We start from the raw sequence: 15014 nt of genomic DNA on the forward strand, positions 1-15014 counted from the left end.
CACTGCCCTTCCAGGAGCCCCATGAATCGCATCCACTGGCTGGAACCGCATCCCTCCCGGGCCGGCGCCACGTTGCGCGCGGCCCTGGAGGCATGGGGGCACGACGTGGTGCCGGGACCAGGGGCAGGGTCGCTCGTGCTGGTGGCGGAGCGGCCCGACCCGCGGCTGATTCCAGCAGAGGGATCCGAGATCCTTTGGTGGGTTGAGCGTGCAGAAGCCGAGGAGGTCAGCGCCGTGCTGGGGCTGAGGCCAGGCTGGGTGCTGCTCCAGGACCGCCCACTTGAGACGGCCCGGGAGGCGCTCCGGCACCTGCGTCAGCGGGATCTGGGCAGCGAGGGTTGGCTGCGTCAGATGCTTCACCTCGCCTCGCTGGACGACCTCCTGAAGGTCATGCTGAGCCGGGCCATCAGCCAATCCCGGGCGCGGGGCGGTGCCATTTGGCTCAGGAAGGACAATTTGTACTACCAGCGGGCCGGCGACGGATCGTTCCCCGAGGCACCGCTGCCCCGCCAGGAGGCCGCCGAACTGGTACGCCGCGGCGAAGCGTTCCCGCTGGCGGCCTCAGAGCAACTGGGCCTTTTGAGGTTGTTGAATCCCCAGGAGCCTCCCGAGCGCCTGCTCCAGGGCTTCGAGGATGTGGAGCCCCTGCTGCTCAACGCCTGGCGCCTGGAGGAGAGCCGGGCGCTGTCCTTCAAGGACGATCTCACCGTGGCCCAGAATCGTCGCTGCCTCGAGGCGGAGCTGCCCCAGACGGTACGCGAGGCCGCCGCCAGGGGGGAATCCGTGGCCCTGGTGTTCATCGATGTAGATGACCTCAAGCAGGTGAACAGCCAATACGGTCATCCCGCCGGAAGCATCGTGCTTGAGGCTGTCGCCCGGACCGCCCAGCGCCTCTGCCGAGCCCACGATCGCCTCTATCGCTATGGAGGGGATGAGTTCTGTCTCATCATGCCCAGCACCGGCTCTCTCGGGGCCCAGAAGCTGGCGGAACGCCTGATTGAAGTCATCCTGGGCCAGCCCGTCTCGATCGGAGGCAATCGCCTGACCATCTCCCTCAGCGCCGGGGTGGCCGCCTTCCCGGAGCATGCCGACGGGGCCGGGCACCTCATCGAACAGGCCGACCGCGCCCTCCTGCGTGCCAAGCGGGAAGGCAAACGGCAGGTGATGGTGGCGGGGAGATAGGGGCAGCCTGGAGTCCAGACTGAAATCCCTACTTCCGCTTCTTCTTCCCAGTCTTCTCGGCTCCGAATACTTTGGACAGAAAGCCTTCCTCACCGCTCTCAGCGGGTTCGCCGTCGAGGCTGCGGCGGAGCTGCTCCAGCAGTTGGCGCTGTTCGGCCGTGACAGACTTTGGCACCGCCGCCCGCAGGTGCAGGTAGAGGTCACCACGGCCGCTGCCCTGGAGCCTGGGGACGCCGGCGTTCACGAGCTTGACCACGTGATCCGCGGGGGTTCCCGGCGCCAGCTTCACCTTGTCCGCCCCATAGGGCGTGTCAACTTCGAGCGCGCCGCCGGTCACCAGCAGGGGCCAGGACACCTCCAGCCGCTGGTGGAGATCAAACCCATCGCGCTCGTATCTCGGGTCCTGCTCCACGTCGAAGACCACATAGAGATCGCCGGTGCGGCCCCCGAACCGCCCCGCTTCGCCCTGATTCTGCAGACGGAGCCGAGTGCCCCGGTCCACCCCCGCCGGCACCTTGAAGCTCACCTTGGACTTGCGGTGGACGCGCCCCTCCCCTTTGCATTCGCGACAGGGTTTGGGAATGATGCGGCCCCGGCCCTCGCAGCGGGGACAGGGGGTGAGCATCTGGAAAAAGCCCTGCCGCATGGCCACCTGGCCCGTGCCCCGGCACTGAGGACAGGTCTCCGGGCGGGAGCCTGCCTCGCACCCTGAGCCATGGCAGGTACTGCAGGCCTCCAGGCGCGGGATGCTGAGTTCCACGCTGTCTTTGCCGAAGATCGCGTCCCGGAAGCTCAGCTTCAGGTTGTACTGCAAGTCCGAGCCGCGTTCCTCGCCGCTGGACCGACGCCGGCCTCCGCCGCCGAAAAGATCCCCGAAGAGGCCGCCACCGAAGAAACTGCCGAGGATGTCCTCGAAATCCGCGAACTGGTTGGGATCGAACTGGAACTGCTGGCCGCCACCCGCACCACCCAGACCCGCATGGCCGTACTGGTCATAGGCCTTCCGCTTCTCTGGATCTGACAGCACGCTGTAAGCTTCGGCGGCCTCCTTGAACTTCTCTTCCGCCTCCTTGTTGCCGGGATTGCGGTCGGGATGCAGTTCCATGGCCAGCTTGCGGTAGGCCTTCTTCAGTTCATCCGCCCCGGCATCCTTCGCAACGCCGAGCACTTCGTAGTAGTCACGCTTCATGTCTGGTCAATCCTCTGTCTTCAAATCTTCAGTCTTAAGTCCTCGGCGTTCCGTGGCCTTCCTCACCAGGGCCGCCCGGCTCATTCAGGCATCTTGGCGAAAGCGTTGGCAAGCCCCACCACTCAGCGGGCCACTTTCTGGGTCAACCCGATCAGATGTCTATTCTCTCCCAAAAAGCTCCACAGCCGGACCCTCTGGAATGGCCTGAGGCTAGTTCGGCCCGGCGGCGCCCTCGTCTTCGCCATCCAGAGAGGCCATCATGGCTTCGCTGGCAGCCAGAACGGCGTCGGTGAGCAGATTCTGGGCTTCGAGCAGCTGCCCCTCACAGGCTCGCAGGCCCGCGGGATCCTGGGCGGCCACGGCCTGCCGGGCCCGGGCGAGCACGTCGCGGATCATGAATTGCTGGTTCTCCTGCAGGTACTTCCCACATTCGGTGAAGCTCTTGTCGCAGGAGAAGATCAGACCCTCGGCGGAGGCAATGTACTTCAGCGCATCCCGCTTCTTCACGTCGGTTTCGGCATTGGCCAAGGCCTCGCGGATCATGCGCTGAATCTCCAATTCGGAGAGGCCGGAACTGGGGCGGATGCTCAGGCCCTGTTCCAGGCCGGTCATGAGATCCCGGGCCGACACTTTCACGATGCCGTTGGAGTCGATGTCGAAGGAGACCTCGATCTGGGGCACACCCTTGGGCAGCGGCGGCAGGTTGATGAGGTCGAAGCGGCCCAAGCTCTTGTTGTGTTCCGCCAATTCGCGCTCGCCCTGCAGGACGTGGATCTCCACTCGGTTCTGGTTGTCCGTGACCGTGGTGAAGGTGCGGGAATCCCGAGTGGGGATGGTGGCATTCCGCTGAATGATTTTCACGAAACCGCCGCCCTGGGTTTCGATGCCGAGCGACAGCGGCGTGACGTCCAGGAGCACCAGATCCTTGATATCACCCTTGAGGACGGCGCCCTGGATGGAGGCGCCGGTAGCCACGACCTCATCCGGGTTGATGCTCCGGTTGGGCTCTTTGCCAAAGAAATCCTTCACCAGCCGCTGCACCAGCGGCATGCGGGTCTGCCCGCCCACCAGGATGACCTCATCGACCTGCTTCGGCGTCTTGCCGCCTTGTTCAAGCGCATCTTTGATGGGCACAAGGGTCTGCTGCACCAGATCTTTGGCCATGCCCTCGAGCTGCTCGCGGGTGAGGGTGGCCTCGAGGTGCTGGGGACCACCGGCGGCCTGGGCGATGAAGGGAAGCCGGATCTCCACGCGATCCAGGGTGGACAGCTCGCATTTGGCCTTCTCGCTGGCCTCCTTGAGCCGCTGGAGCGCCATGCGGTCCGTGGACAAGTCGATGCCGGTCTTCTCGTGAAACTGCTCCACGAGCCAGTTCTGGACGGCCAGGTCGATGTCCTCACCGCCGAGGAAGGTATCGCCGCTGGTGGCCAGCACCTCGAAGACACCGTCATTCATCTCCATCAAGGTGAAGTCGAAGGTGCCCCCGCCGAAGTCGTAGATGGCCAGAATCTGCTTAAGGCCCTTCTTGTTGAAACCATAGGCGAGGGCCGCAGCGGTAGGCTCGTTGATGATGCGCTGCACGTTGAGACCGGCGATCTTGCCCGCGTCCTTGGTGGCCTGGCGCTGGGCATCATCAAAGTAGGCGGGGACCGTGATCACAGCGTCCGTCACATCCTCGTGGAGGAAGGCTTCGGCAGCCTGCTTCAGGGAGCGGAGGACGATGGCCGTGACTTCGGGCGGCGCATAGTCGCGTTCGCCTACCCGCAGCCAGGCGTCGCCGTTGGGCGCGGAAACCACCGGGAAAGGCAGACGGCCCACGGCTTCCTGCACCTTCGGAGCCATGAACCGCTGCCCGATGAGGCGCTTCACGGCGAACAGGGTGCGCTGGGGGTTCGTCACGGCCTGGCGCTTGGCGATATGGCCCACCAGCACGTCGCCCTTGTCCGTGAAGGCCACCACCGAAGGGGTCGTGCGGCTTCCTTCGCGGTTGGGGATCACGCGCGAATCCCCGCTCTCCATCACGCAAACGCAACTGTTCGTCGTGCCCAGGTCAATGCCGATCAGTTTGCCTGCCATGGGTGAAACTCCAGTGGGATCAATTACTTCATAACGAATGGGATGCCAGGGAGGGATCTCCAGTGCTGAGGCTGGACGCGATTAGGGTTTTCCCGAGTCATGGAGTCGGTTCACCACCACCCGGGCTGGGCGCAGGAGCTGCCCCTTGAGGTTGTAGCCGCGCTCGTAGACGGCGGCCACGGCACCATCGGGGAGATTCGGATCGCTGAAGGTGGTAAGCGCCTCAGCGTGAAGGGCATTGAAGGTATCGCCGATCTGGAGCGGAAGCGGCTCGACGCTCATGCGGCGAAGGGCTTCGAGAAATTGTTTCTGGATCAGTTCGATACCGGCGCGGAAGGAATCGACATCCTGATAGGACGCCCCGAGTCCCCGTTCGAAGTTGTCAAGGACGGGCAGCATCTCCAGGAGGATCTTCCGCTCCGCCTGCTCCACGGCCATGGCGATGTCACGCTGAGCCCGGCTGCGGAAGTTGTTGAAATCTGCCGCGAGGCGCCGGTGCTGATCCATCAGTTCAGCCTCGCGGCGGAGCATCTCTTCCATCTGCCGCTCGGTTTCAGCGAGCGCCGATTCCAGGTCCACCCGCGAATCCACCGGCTCAAGTACGTCGGCCTCCTCACCCGTCGGGGCCGGATACTCCGAGGCCACCTCGTCGGCCACGGACTGGAGATCCCCGTCCAGGGCATCATCCAGACTGAGGTCCACCACATCCTCGGGTTCTCCAGCAGGAGGAGCGGGCTTCGCTTGGGGCTCGCGGGGGGCATCAGTGGTCATCGCAGCAGTATACGCAGTCCGGGCCGGGAGCTGTTTTGGAAACCAACCCGGCCCCTCAGACTCCGCCCTGCCGCTGCTGGATCTGTCGGGACCACCAGCGCAGACCACCCATCACCCGGCCATAGTCCATGCGGAGCGGCCCCACCAAGGCAAAGGTCACATAGCCGGCCGGGCCCAGTCCGACGGTGCGCACCGCCGTGGCCAGAGGCCAGCCATCCAGATAGGGGTTCTCGGAGCCCAGGAGCAGCTGGATGTCCTGCGAGGCCCGATCTGCAAAGGCATTCAGGAGACGGGCCAGACGGCCCCGCTCCTCGAAGGCCGCCACGAGGCCCCGGAACCGGGTCACATCCTCGAATTCAGGAAGCCCACCCAGCCGGCCCAGGCCGGAGACAAGCACCGGCGGGTCCCCAGCAGGACCCTCCTCGGGCCAGCGGGAAGCCAAGTCCTGGAGCCGGGTCCGGAGGGACTCGCCCTCCTGGGCGCCGGCCTGGAGGGCTTCCAGGAGTCGGGACCGCATCTCGCTCAGGGTGAGACCCGCAAACTGGGCGGTGGCATAGTTCCCCAGCTCTGTGAGGACGGTGTCGGCGTAGTTCCAGGGGTTGTCCATGAGGCGGTGGTCGACTTCGCCCAGGCTCCCCACCCAGATCGCCACCAGGCGCCCCGGTCCCACGGGCACGAACTCAAGGCGCACCAGGCGGCTTTGCGTCAGGGGCAGCGGCAAAGCCACACAGACCCCGCCCATGACCTCCGCCAATGTCCGGCTGGCATGGCGGGCCCAGGATTCGGGATCCAGTTCCAGGCCATCCAGGGCTGCGGCGAGGCGTCCCTCCAGCTCGGGATCCGGGGGCTGCGCCTTTAGCCAACGGTCGACATAGTAGCGATAGGCCCGCTCCGTGGGCACCCGTCCCGCGGAGGTATGGGGCTGCGCCACCATGGACTCATCCTCCAAGTCGGACAGCACGTTTCGGATGGTGGCGCTGGAAAGGGGCTCGGGAAACCGCTTGGCCAGCAGGCGCGACCCCACCGGCTCCCCCGCCTCGAGGTAGGCCTCGATGAGGGTGCGGAGCACGGATTCACCGCGGGGATTCAGGTTGGGAGTGGCCATGGGGTAAACTTTGTCTAGTTGTCATACTATATACCCCCCGAAGGAGGTCCCATGCGCCCTACCCTGACCCGCCTGTCCCTTGCTGCCGTGCTCATTCTGACGATCGCCTGCAACCGCAAGAGTGAAGCCGCCATTCAGGCCGATGAGGCCGCGAAGGCTGCAGAGGCCAAAGTTGCCCAACTCGAGCAGCAGCTCGCCGAGGCCAAGTCCGGCAAGATCACCGGAGAAGATGCCGACACCGTCAAGCAGGTGACCAAGTCGCAGGTGAAAGCCCTGGAACGGCAGGTAGCCGATGCGAAGAAGCGGGCTGAGGCCAAGAAGCAGGAAGCCGTCGTCCTCGCCTCCGCGCCGGCCGCCAAGGAAGCCCCCAAGCCCGTAGTGGTGGAGGTTCCCACCGGCACCAAGCTGGAGATCGCCCTGGCCCGCGACCTGGCCACGGACAAGGACCAGGCCGGGGATGCCTGGGACGGCTCACTGGCCTCGGACGTCGTGGTGGACGGCAAGCTGGTCTGGAGCGCCGGCAGTTCGGCCCGGGGTGTCGTGACCCAGAGCGCAGCGGCAGGCCGCCTGAGCAACGGCAAGGGTGCCCTGGGCATCCGCCTCACCGAGATCGCCGGTGTCGGCATCGATACGGACACCCATGTGGTGGTCGCCACGGCCCGGGGAGAACGCAATGCCAAATACATCGGCGGTGGTGCGGCCCTTGGCGCCCTGGTCGGCCTCCTGTCCGACAAGAAGAACCAGGGTGATCACGCCCTCGGTGGCGCGGCTGTGGGCGCCGCCGCCGGCACCGCCGTGGCCGCCGGCACCGCCGACACTGTGATCAAGATTCCCGCCAGCAAACCCGTCGCCTTCAGCCTGACCTCGCCGGAGAGGGTGACGTTGAAGAAGTAGCGGTCAGCTGTCAGCCAAAAAAGAGAAGCGGGAGGCTGTGCCTCCCGCTTCTCTGCTTTTACTGAGAGCTGACAGCCCGTCCTTACGCTTCCAACGCCTGCAGCCGCTCTGCTTCGAACGCGGCCCGCAGGGGTTCGATGATGGGTTCGAGCTGGCCAGACATGAAGCTGTCGATCTGGTGGATGGTGACGCCGATGCGGTGATCGGTGACGCGGCCCTGGGGGAAGTTGTAGGTGCGGATCTTTTCGCTACGGTCGCCACTGCCCACCTGGGACTTACGCAACGCCGAGTGGATCGCATCGGCTTCATCCTGGGCCTTCTGGAGCAGGCGACTGCGCAGCACCGTCATGGCCTTGGCCATGTTCTTGATCTGGCTGCGCTCGTCCTGGCAGCTCACCACAGTGTTGGTCGGCAAATGGGTGAGGCGCACGGCGGAGTAGGTGGTGTTCACACTCTGGCCGCCCTTGCCACCGGAGCAGAAGGTGTCGATGCGCAGATCCTTCGGGTGGATCTCGATATCCACCTCCTCGGCCTCGGGCATGACCGCCACAGTGGCTGCGGACGTGTGGATGCGGCCCTGGGTCTCAGTCTTGGGCACACGCTGGACACGGTGTACGCCGCTTTCGAAGCGGAAGAGGCTGTAGGCGCCCTCGCCCTGGATCTCCGCCGTGGCCTCCTTGAGCCCGCCCGCGTCGGCGTCGCTTTCGTCTAGTACCGATACCTTGAAGCCCCGGCGCTCCGCGAAGCGGATGTACATGCGGAACAGCTCTGCGGCGAACAGCGCGGCTTCCTCGCCACCGGTGCCGGCGCGGACTTCGAGGATCACGTTCTTCTCGTCAGCCGGATCCTTGGGGATGAGCAGGCGCTTGATCTCCGCCTCGCCTTCGGCGATGGCCTTCTTGAGGTCGGGGATTTCCAGCTCCGCCATCTCCCGCAGTTCGGCGTCCATGGACTTGTCGCCCAGAATGAGCTCAGCCTCCTCCATTTGCCTCAAGCGGGTGCGCTGGGCCTGGAAGGCCAGCACCACCGGCTCCAGCTCGGCACGGAGCTTGGCCAGCTCGCGCAGACGCTTGGGATCCGACACCACAGTGGGATCCTGCAGCTGCGCCTCCACTTCCTGGAAGCGGGCTTCGACGGCTTCAAGCTGATCGAGCATGGCTCACCTCGGGATCCGGCGCCCTATCTGGGGGCAAAAACCCTGGGCCGGCTGTGCCGGAACTGGGCGTGGGGGCCCGGGAGTGTGCGCGCAGCGCGGAACCCCCGGACAGCATAAACAAAAAGACGGGCCGATCACTCGGCCCGTCTTTCGGAACTTCACAGCTAGGCTTCGGTGGTCTCGGTGGCCGCCTCAGCAGGGGCCGCAGGGGCCTCCTTCTTGGCGTACTTCTTGTTGAACTTCTCCACGCGGCCTTCGGTGTCCATCAGACGCTGCTTCCCGGTGAAATAGGGGTGGCAGGCCGCGCAGATTTCCACGCGCAACTCCTTCTTGGTGGAGCGCGTCATGAATTCGTTGCCGCAGGCGCAGTGCACCTTCACGTCATGCAGCTCGGGGTGAATCTTTTCCTTCATGTCTTCCTCCTGGGACCGACCGGATGCCCCCATGGGCGGGGTGAACGCACGCGGCTTGTCCACGCAAGACGAATAGCTTATCGCCAAATCCCCCGTTTCTCAAGGGGGATTCCCCAGGAGAGGGAAAGCCGGAATCCCGGCGTATGCGCGCGCTGCGCGCATACGCCGGAGAGCATTACCCCTGTTCCTGGGGAGTCAGGACCCAGCGCTCGGCCAGGACGCGGCGGAGCTTCAAGGCCAGCATCACGCTGATCAGCAAGGTGGCGTTGAAACTGAGCTCCAGGGGCACCTGCCACCATTGGAAACGGATCCGACCGAGGAACCCAGTTTCGACGGCAAACATGAACGCCGTGAAGAGGACCGGCTCCAGGAGGGTCTGCCAGAGCGGACACTCCTGACTGTGCTGTTCCAGCAGGAACCCGGTGTAAGCGCCGTAGAACAGCCGGGTCGGCTTGAACCCATGGGCGCTGGTGAACCCCAGGGGGATGGAAAGCAGGGAAGTGAGCAGGACGGCGACAGCCATCCTCGCCCAGGGATCCAGCCGCAGCCAATGCCGCCTGGCCCAGAAATACCCTGCGCCCACAGCCAAACCCTGGGCTGCGGCAAAGGTCAGGCAGATGTACCAGCGCCAACCCTCGAACCACATGTGGCTGCCCGTGGCCAAGCCGATGATCATGCCTGCCGCCAATGCCGTGCCGCCGCGGTGATTGGCGTCTTGCCCTTCCCCCGCGGCGAGTTCCTCGGCCAGGCGGCCAGGACGCTCCTTGTCAGCGAGCAGGGCCGACATGCCCGATTCGCTGTGGATGCCCCGGGCCTCGGCCTCATCCAGCAGGTGGGCCTCCAACTCCCGCAGCAGCATGAGCCGCCGCCGTCGGGACACGCCCCTCAGGCCGGCAGCCACTTGCGAGAGGTAGCCGTCAAGGGCCCGGAACATGGAGGCAAAACCTTCAGGCCCTAGGCCCGACGAAGGCCTGCACCATATCCACGAACTGGTTCCATTCCTTCTTCTTGGCGGTCAAGAAGGCTTGCCCGGCCGGCTGGATCGAGTAGTAGCGTCGTTCGCGGCCGTTCTCCTGGGTCTCCCAGTACGAAGTGATGAACTCCGTGGCCTCCAGCTTGTGGAGGGCCGGATAGAGGGCCCCTTCCTTCAGGGTGTACGTGCCACCGGTGCGCTGGCGAACGGTCTCGATGATCTGATAGCCATACATGGGCCCCTCGCAGAGCAGCGACAGCAGCAGCAGGGGAGTGCTGCCCTTCAGCAGTTCACGGTCCACGGGGTCCTCCGGTTTAGTCGATTTCATTGTGCCTCGCAAATTGAGGTCCGTCAAGGCCCACCCGGCGAGAAATCCTTCTGGTTCAAGGATACCAACGCATCGGCTGATGCCTCCTACGGTCCCTCCGAGGTCCGGCCCAGGCACCCGATTGCCCACGACCGAGACGCAGAGGGTCGAGCCAGGGCCTCGTCGCTGGTCCGACCCCAGGCCTTCAACAAATCCAGGGAGGCCGGACGGCCCAGAGGAGGTCGAACTGTGCCGCTTCGCGTCGGCGGCACATCTAATGCCGCCTTCGGCGATGCACTCGCTGGTCCGGCCCCAGGCCCTCAACAAGATCAGGGAGGCCGGACGGCCTCCCTGATCTTGTTGGTGTACCCGACTGGGGTCGAACTGTGCCGCTTCGCTGCACCGCCTCGCGTCGGCGGCATATCTAATGCCGCCTTTGGCGATGCACTCGCTGGTCCGACCCCAGGCCTTCAACAAGATCAGGGAGGCCGGACGGCCTCCCTGATCTTGTTGGTGTACCCGACTGGGGTCGAACCAGCGACCTTTGGCTTCGGAGGCCAACGCTCTATCCAGCTGAGCTACGGGTACTACGACTGTCCATCATGGCTTCGATCGGCTTTTCGTTCAAGGTTGACGCTTTGGCACCAGGGCTTGCAGGGCCTTTGGCTTCGGTGGCCAACGCTCCTTCAGCTGGGCCCGGCCACGGTCCTCCGGCGCACGCTGCCGTTGGCCTGGGCGAAGTAGCGGCGGACACCCCGGGTGATGGCATCGGCCACCTTGGCGCGGAACGCGGCGTCCTTGAGCTTCGCTTCCTCCTTCAGGTTGGAGATGAAGGCCACCTCCACCAGGACGGCTGGCATGGCAGCGCCCCGCAGGACGATGAAGGGGGCCTGTTTAACGCCACGCTCCTTGATGCCCGCCAGGCGGTTCAGTTGGCCCTGGATGGCCACGGCCAGCCGCTCGGAATCCTGGAGGAAGGCCTTCTGGGCCAGGTCGTCCAGGATGCTCGCCACCACGCTGTCCGCTCCAGCCGGGGCGGCCCCGGCGCCAGCGTTCTCGACGGCCACCACCTCCTCGTCGTCACCCTTCCCCAGGCTCAGGAAGTAGACTTCGGAACCCCGGGCGGCCCTAGTTCGAGCAGCGTTCAGGTGGAGGCTGATGAAGAGATCGGCGCCCTGGGCGTTGGCGGCCCGCGCCCGATCCCAGAGGGGAATGAACGTGTCGTCGTCGCGGGTGAAGACGGCCTCGAAACCGGCAGCCTCGAGCTTGGCGGCCACCGCCCGGCCGATTTCCAGGGCAGCCGCCTTCTCTTTCAGGCCCTTGGGACCCTTGGCGCCGCTGTCGTCCCCGCCGTGCCCGGGATCCACCATGACCTTCAGCCGCGGGGGATGGACCGGCGGACCGGTAGGTTTGGGACTCTGGGCCCAAGACAGTAGGCTGAATGTGAGCAGGAGGCTCAGGAGTCGAATCATGGCCCAATCGGTAAAAGGCATGCGGGATCTGTTCGGGGCGGAGCTGCGTTGGTTCCAGCATATCGAAGATACCGCCCGCCGGGTGTTCGGCCGCCACGGCTATGGCGAAATCCGCACCCCCATCCTGGAAGAACTGGATGTGTTCAAGCGCAGCGTGGGCGAAAGCTCCGACATCGTGAACAAGGAAATGTACCAGTTCACGGACAAGGGTGGGCGCGACGTGGTGATGCGCCCCGAGAACACCGCGGGCGTGGTGCGGGCCGCCATCCAGCACAAGCTGGTGGCCTCCAGCGATCCCGCCCTGTTCTATTACATTGGCCCTCAGTTCCGGTACGAGCGCATGCAGACAGGCCGGTACCGGCAGTTCTGGCAGATCGGCGCCGAGAGCTTCGGCGTGGCCTCCCCCGAAAGCGAGGCCGAGAGCCTGCTCATGCTCCACAGTTTCCTCAAGGAACTGGGTCTGAAGCAGATGGTCTTCTCCATCAACAGCGTGGGCACGCCCGAGTCGCGCCCCGCTTTCTACGCGGCTTTCCGCGCCTTCTTCGAAGCGCGGCAGGATCAGTTTTGTGCCGACTGCCACCGGCGCATCGAGTCCAATCCGCTGCGCGTCCTGGACTGCAAGAACGAAACCTGTCAGACGGCGCTCGCAGGGCACCCGGTGATCACGGACTACCTGGATGAGGCCTCGGCCAAGCACCATGCGCGGCTCAAGACCCTGCTCACGGAACTGGGCATCCCCTTCGAAGAGAACCCGCGCCTCGTGCGCGGCCTGGACTACTACACCCGCACGGCCTTCGAGTTGCTCAGCTCCGACCTGGGCGCCCAGAGCGCCCTGCTGGGCGGCGGCCGCTATGACGGCCTGGTGAAGCAGCTGGGCGGTCCCGAGGTGCCGGCCTTCGGCTGGGCCATCGGCCTCGACCGTCTGGCCATGGTGCTTCAGCAGATCCGCGGCGACGCGCCCCACACCCCCCCGACCCTGCTCATCCCCTTGGGCGAACGAGCCGCCACAGAAGCCTTCAAGCTGGCCCGCAGCCTGTGGGACGCTGGCATCGCCCTGCAGTTGGAGACCCGCGGCGGGGCCCTCAAGAAGGCCATGGCCACCGCCAATCGCATGGGCGTGCAAACAGTCCTCATCCTGGGTGAGGGTGAACTGGACAGTGGCACCGTCACCGTCAAGCACATGGCCACCGGCGAGCAGGAGAGCTGGCCGTTGGGCGACGTGGTCACACGGCTGAGATGACCCCTGGAATCTAGGATCGGACAGCTTTCAGGAGGACCTTGAACCGGGGATCCTTCCGAATGGGGTCGGCCATGGGTTCGCGCTCGAGGTAGATCAGGTATTCGCAGCGTTCCTCCAGGGCCTTCTGCAGACTCTTGATTTCCCCCTCGCGATCCCCCAGGCCACCCTGGATCCCCGCCAGGTACAGGGCGGGAACGTAGAGGGGCTTGCCACCGAAATCGGGAGGGTGCCGGAGTAGGTCGAGCATCTCTTCGGCCCGCCGATGGTCGCCCTTCGCCGCATAGGCATGACCGAGGAAGAGCGTCATGCCTGGAGCCCGACCGGAAAGCTCCCAGCCCTGACGCAGGGCGGTGATGGCCTCGTCGAAGCGCCCCTGCATCTCCAGGGCCCGGCCCAGGTTCAGATATCCCAAGATGAAATTGGGGTCGAGCTCCAGAGCCTTTTGCGAGGCGGTGGCTGCTTCCCCGTAGCGCCGGGCGAAATAGTAGGCTTCGGCCACGGCGGACTTCACCGCGGGGGAGAGGGGGTCCAGTTCCTCGGCCTTCCGCAGCTCTGTCAGAGCATCTTCGCTGCGTCCACGGGCGTTCAGGTAGAGGGCGTACCACTGATGGGCCGTGGCGTAGCCAGGATTCAATTCGATCGCCCGCCGGAAGGAGTCTTCGGCACCGCTCCAATCCCACTCGTAGATGAGGCGGATGTGCCCGAGGGAGGCGTGGGCCTCGGCCAGGGCCGGGTCGAGTGCCAGAGCGGCCATCACTTCCTGCTTGGCCAGAGGCATGGCCTCCTTGGGTGCCATGGTGCCCATCTCCGCGGAACCCAGCAGAGCATAGCAATCCGCCATCCCCACATGGGTCGGCGCGAAGGTCGGATCCAGTTGGGCGGCAATCCTGAACTGTTCCAGGGCCCGGTAGAGGTCCTGTGGAGTGCGCTTGTTCCAGAGGAACCGCCCCTTTAGGTAGGCCACGTAGGCTTCCGGTTTCACCGCCCGGGGATGGGCGCGCCCAGGTTCCAGCCGGAGGCTGATGCCGTCGGCGATGGCATCCGCCACATCGCGTTGGAGCACGAGGACGTCACTGACATCGCGGTCATAGCTGTGGTCCCAGACGTGGGTCTCGTCGTAGCCCCGGACCAGGTGCGCAGTGACTCGGACTCGATCGCCCACGCGCCGGACTGAACCCTGCAGCAAGTAGTCCACGCCCAGCTCCCGGGCGATCTGGCGAGGCCGTTTCGCGGTATTACGATAGTCCTGGGCAGAGCGCAGGGCCACCACCCGCGCCCCTTCGCCCTGCTGCTGCCCCAGCTGGGTGATCAACTCCTCGGTGAATCCATCGCTGAAGAATTCCTGGTTCTTCTCCTCCCCGAGATTAACGAACGGCAGCACCGCCAGCGCGGGCCCAGGGCGTACATGACCGATGCGGCCGATCAGCATCCAGGCCCCGGCGGTGAGGAGAAGCCCCAAGAGCGACCAGAGGACCAGGGGCCCAACCCGCGCGCCCCGCAGGGGCACCTTGGCCGGGATGGCCATGAGGTCGGGTTCATTCACCTCCCGAGGGGGCGCGGGTGAAGCTGGAGAGTCAGCCTCGTCTCCCGCCGTTCCGGGCGAATCGCACACCCCATGTTCCCCGTCTGGATCATTCCCATTCCCCGGCGAAAGGCGGCGTCCAGCCAACCAGAGGTCCACTTCGGAACGATGGGCGAACACGCTGCCCTGCTTGTCATGCAGGTGCCGGTGGATGGGCAGGCCTTCCGATTTCTCCCAGCGCTGGACGGTTCGGACGTCCCGGTCCAGGTAGGCCGCGATCTCCTTCCAGGATTCGAGGCGCGCCTCCAGGACTTCGTGTGCCATCGCCTCTCCGCTCGAAGGCCCCTCATGGGCCAGAACTGAGTGCAAGAACTGACGACTGGATATCACGGAATTCTACATGAACCTTCTTGCCTATGGGAACAAATCCCAGGAATCATAGGCATTGGAGACACGACAAAGGACGACATGCGCGCATTACCGCTGGCCGCCTACCCAGGGATCGACCCACGTTATCCAGCGGACCCAGGCCGAACCGGGAGCCCAATGATGTCCCTGTCCCCTCCGAGGAATTTCTTCATTCTGCTCTGCAGTCTCAGCCTTGAACCACCTGGGGGCCTGGGATTCGAAACCGGCGGGGCGGATCGAGTCATGGGCGCCCTCATGCCCCTGAGCATCGCCGGCTACATCTACCGCATCTGATGCAGACCCCGG

The 15014-nt window shown here is 65.1% G+C and carries 14 protein-coding genes and 1 tRNA gene; 4 read left to right on the plus strand and 11 right to left on the minus strand.

What is annotated here, in order from left to right; genetic code table 11:
- Positions 1 to 21 precede the first annotated feature (21 nt).
- The gene (locus tag NOV74_RS05890; protein WP_257310089.1) at positions 22 to 1182 is read left to right on the plus strand and encodes a GGDEF domain-containing protein; all 1161 of its coding nucleotides are present in this window, start codon (positions 22 to 24) and stop codon (positions 1180 to 1182) included.
- Positions 1183 to 1210: 28 nt separating this feature from the next.
- Here NOV74_RS05890 and dnaJ read toward each other — a convergent pair whose 3' ends face one another.
- From dnaJ to NOV74_RS05910, 4 genes are all read right to left on the minus strand, one after another.
- On the minus strand, positions 1211 to 2371 hold the full coding sequence (gene dnaJ, locus NOV74_RS05895) for a molecular chaperone DnaJ (protein ID WP_257310091.1): 1161 nt from the start codon (positions 2369 to 2371) through the stop codon (positions 1211 to 1213).
- A gap of 210 nt (positions 2372 to 2581) precedes the next feature.
- Entirely contained in the window at positions 2582 to 4447 is a 1866-nt protein-coding gene (gene dnaK / locus NOV74_RS05900) for a molecular chaperone DnaK (protein WP_257310093.1), read from the minus strand.
- 81 nt (positions 4448 to 4528) lie between these two features.
- The gene (locus tag NOV74_RS05905; protein ID WP_257310094.1) at positions 4529 to 5218 is read right to left on the minus strand and encodes a nucleotide exchange factor GrpE; all 690 of its coding nucleotides are present in this window, start codon (positions 5216 to 5218) and stop codon (positions 4529 to 4531) included.
- Between the two features lie 55 nt (positions 5219 to 5273).
- Positions 5274 to 6323, minus strand: a complete 1050-nt coding sequence (locus tag NOV74_RS05910) for an HrcA family transcriptional regulator (RefSeq protein ID WP_257310095.1) — start codon at positions 6321 to 6323, stop codon at positions 5274 to 5276.
- 51 nt (positions 6324 to 6374) lie between these two features.
- Here NOV74_RS05910 and NOV74_RS05915 point away from each other — a divergent pair, with 51 nt between their 5' ends.
- Positions 6375 to 7217: a hypothetical protein gene (locus NOV74_RS05915; protein WP_257310097.1), complete on the plus strand. Its 843-nt coding sequence runs from the start codon at positions 6375 to 6377 to the stop codon at positions 7215 to 7217.
- Positions 7218 to 7299: 82 nt separating this feature from the next.
- Here NOV74_RS05915 and prfA read toward each other — a convergent pair whose 3' ends face one another.
- The 6 genes from prfA to NOV74_RS05945 all read right to left on the minus strand — a co-directional run bounded on the left by prfA (position 7300) and on the right by NOV74_RS05945 (position 11538).
- Positions 7300 to 8373 (minus strand): peptide chain release factor 1, encoded by a 1074-nt coding sequence (gene prfA, locus NOV74_RS05920; RefSeq protein WP_257310099.1) that lies wholly within the window; start codon positions 8371 to 8373, stop codon positions 7300 to 7302.
- 164 nt (positions 8374 to 8537) lie between these two features.
- The gene (rpmE, locus tag NOV74_RS05925) at positions 8538 to 8786 is read right to left on the minus strand and encodes a 50S ribosomal protein L31 (protein ID WP_257310100.1); all 249 of its coding nucleotides are present in this window, start codon (positions 8784 to 8786) and stop codon (positions 8538 to 8540) included.
- Between the two features lie 175 nt (positions 8787 to 8961).
- Entirely contained in the window at positions 8962 to 9720 is a 759-nt protein-coding gene (locus NOV74_RS05930) for a hypothetical protein (RefSeq protein WP_257310102.1), read from the minus strand.
- Positions 9721 to 9733: 13 nt separating this feature from the next.
- Positions 9734 to 10060, minus strand: coding sequence for a PadR family transcriptional regulator (locus NOV74_RS05935; protein ID WP_257310104.1), 327 nt, complete (start codon positions 10058 to 10060; stop codon positions 9734 to 9736).
- 517 nt (positions 10061 to 10577) lie between these two features.
- Positions 10578 to 10654, minus strand: a tRNA-Arg gene (locus NOV74_RS05940).
- Between the two features lie 98 nt (positions 10655 to 10752).
- Positions 10753 to 11538, minus strand: coding sequence for an N-acetylmuramoyl-L-alanine amidase family protein (locus tag NOV74_RS05945; RefSeq protein ID WP_257310106.1), 786 nt, complete (start codon positions 11536 to 11538; stop codon positions 10753 to 10755).
- Here NOV74_RS05945 and hisS point away from each other — a divergent pair.
- Entirely contained in the window at positions 11537 to 12778 is a 1242-nt protein-coding gene (gene hisS, locus NOV74_RS05950; RefSeq protein WP_257310108.1) for a histidine--tRNA ligase, read from the plus strand. The genes NOV74_RS05945 and hisS overlap by 2 nt on opposite strands.
- Positions 12779 to 12788: 10 nt before the next feature.
- Here hisS and NOV74_RS05955 read toward each other — a convergent pair whose 3' ends face one another.
- Positions 12789 to 14624 carry a tetratricopeptide repeat protein gene (locus NOV74_RS05955; protein WP_257310110.1) on the minus strand — a complete coding sequence of 612 codons (1836 nt, stop codon included), beginning with the start codon at positions 14622 to 14624 and terminating at the stop codon, positions 12789 to 12791.
- Between the two features lie 225 nt (positions 14625 to 14849).
- On the opposite strand from NOV74_RS05955, the gene NOV74_RS05960 reads away from it, so the two are divergent.
- On the plus strand, positions 14850 to 15002 hold the full coding sequence (locus tag NOV74_RS05960; protein ID WP_257310112.1) for a hypothetical protein: 153 nt from the start codon (positions 14850 to 14852) through the stop codon (positions 15000 to 15002).
- The last annotated feature ends 12 nt before the right edge of the window (positions 15003 to 15014 follow it).

Origin of the sequence: Geothrix fuzhouensis (assembly GCF_024609325.1) — a bacterium.
GTDB classification, from domain to species: domain Bacteria; phylum Acidobacteriota; class Holophagae; order Holophagales; family Holophagaceae; genus Geothrix; species Geothrix fuzhouensis.

Coding starts and splice junctions, on each gene's coding strand:
- NOV74_RS05890 (WP_257310089.1), top strand. CDS start 22: ATGAATCGCATCCACTGGCTGGAACCGCATCCCTCCCGGGCCGGCGCC.
- dnaJ (WP_257310091.1), bottom strand. CDS start 2,371: ATGAAGCGTGACTACTACGAAGTGCTCGGCGTTGCGAAGGATGCCGGG.
- dnaK (WP_257310093.1), bottom strand. CDS start 4,447: ATGGCAGGCAAACTGATCGGCATTGACCTGGGCACGACGAACAGTTGC.
- NOV74_RS05905 (WP_257310094.1), bottom strand. CDS start 5,218: ATGACCACTGATGCCCCCCGCGAGCCCCAAGCGAAGCCCGCTCCTCCT.
- NOV74_RS05910 (WP_257310095.1), bottom strand. CDS start 6,323: ATGGCCACTCCCAACCTGAATCCCCGCGGTGAATCCGTGCTCCGCACC.
- NOV74_RS05915 (WP_257310097.1), top strand. CDS start 6,375: ATGCGCCCTACCCTGACCCGCCTGTCCCTTGCTGCCGTGCTCATTCTG.
- prfA (WP_257310099.1), bottom strand. CDS start 8,373: ATGCTCGATCAGCTTGAAGCCGTCGAAGCCCGCTTCCAGGAAGTGGAG.
- rpmE (WP_257310100.1), bottom strand. CDS start 8,786: ATGAAGGAAAAGATTCACCCCGAGCTGCATGACGTGAAGGTGCACTGC.
- NOV74_RS05930 (WP_257310102.1), bottom strand. CDS start 9,720: ATGTTCCGGGCCCTTGACGGCTACCTCTCGCAAGTGGCTGCCGGCCTG.
- hisS (WP_257310108.1), top strand. CDS start 11,537: ATGGCCCAATCGGTAAAAGGCATGCGGGATCTGTTCGGGGCGGAGCTG.
- NOV74_RS05945 (WP_257310106.1), bottom strand. CDS start 11,538: ATGATTCGACTCCTGAGCCTCCTGCTCACATTCAGCCTACTGTCTTGG.
- NOV74_RS05955 (WP_257310110.1), bottom strand. CDS start 14,624: ATGGCACACGAAGTCCTGGAGGCGCGCCTCGAATCCTGGAAGGAGATC.
- NOV74_RS05960 (WP_257310112.1), top strand. CDS start 14,850: ATGTCCCTGTCCCCTCCGAGGAATTTCTTCATTCTGCTCTGCAGTCTC.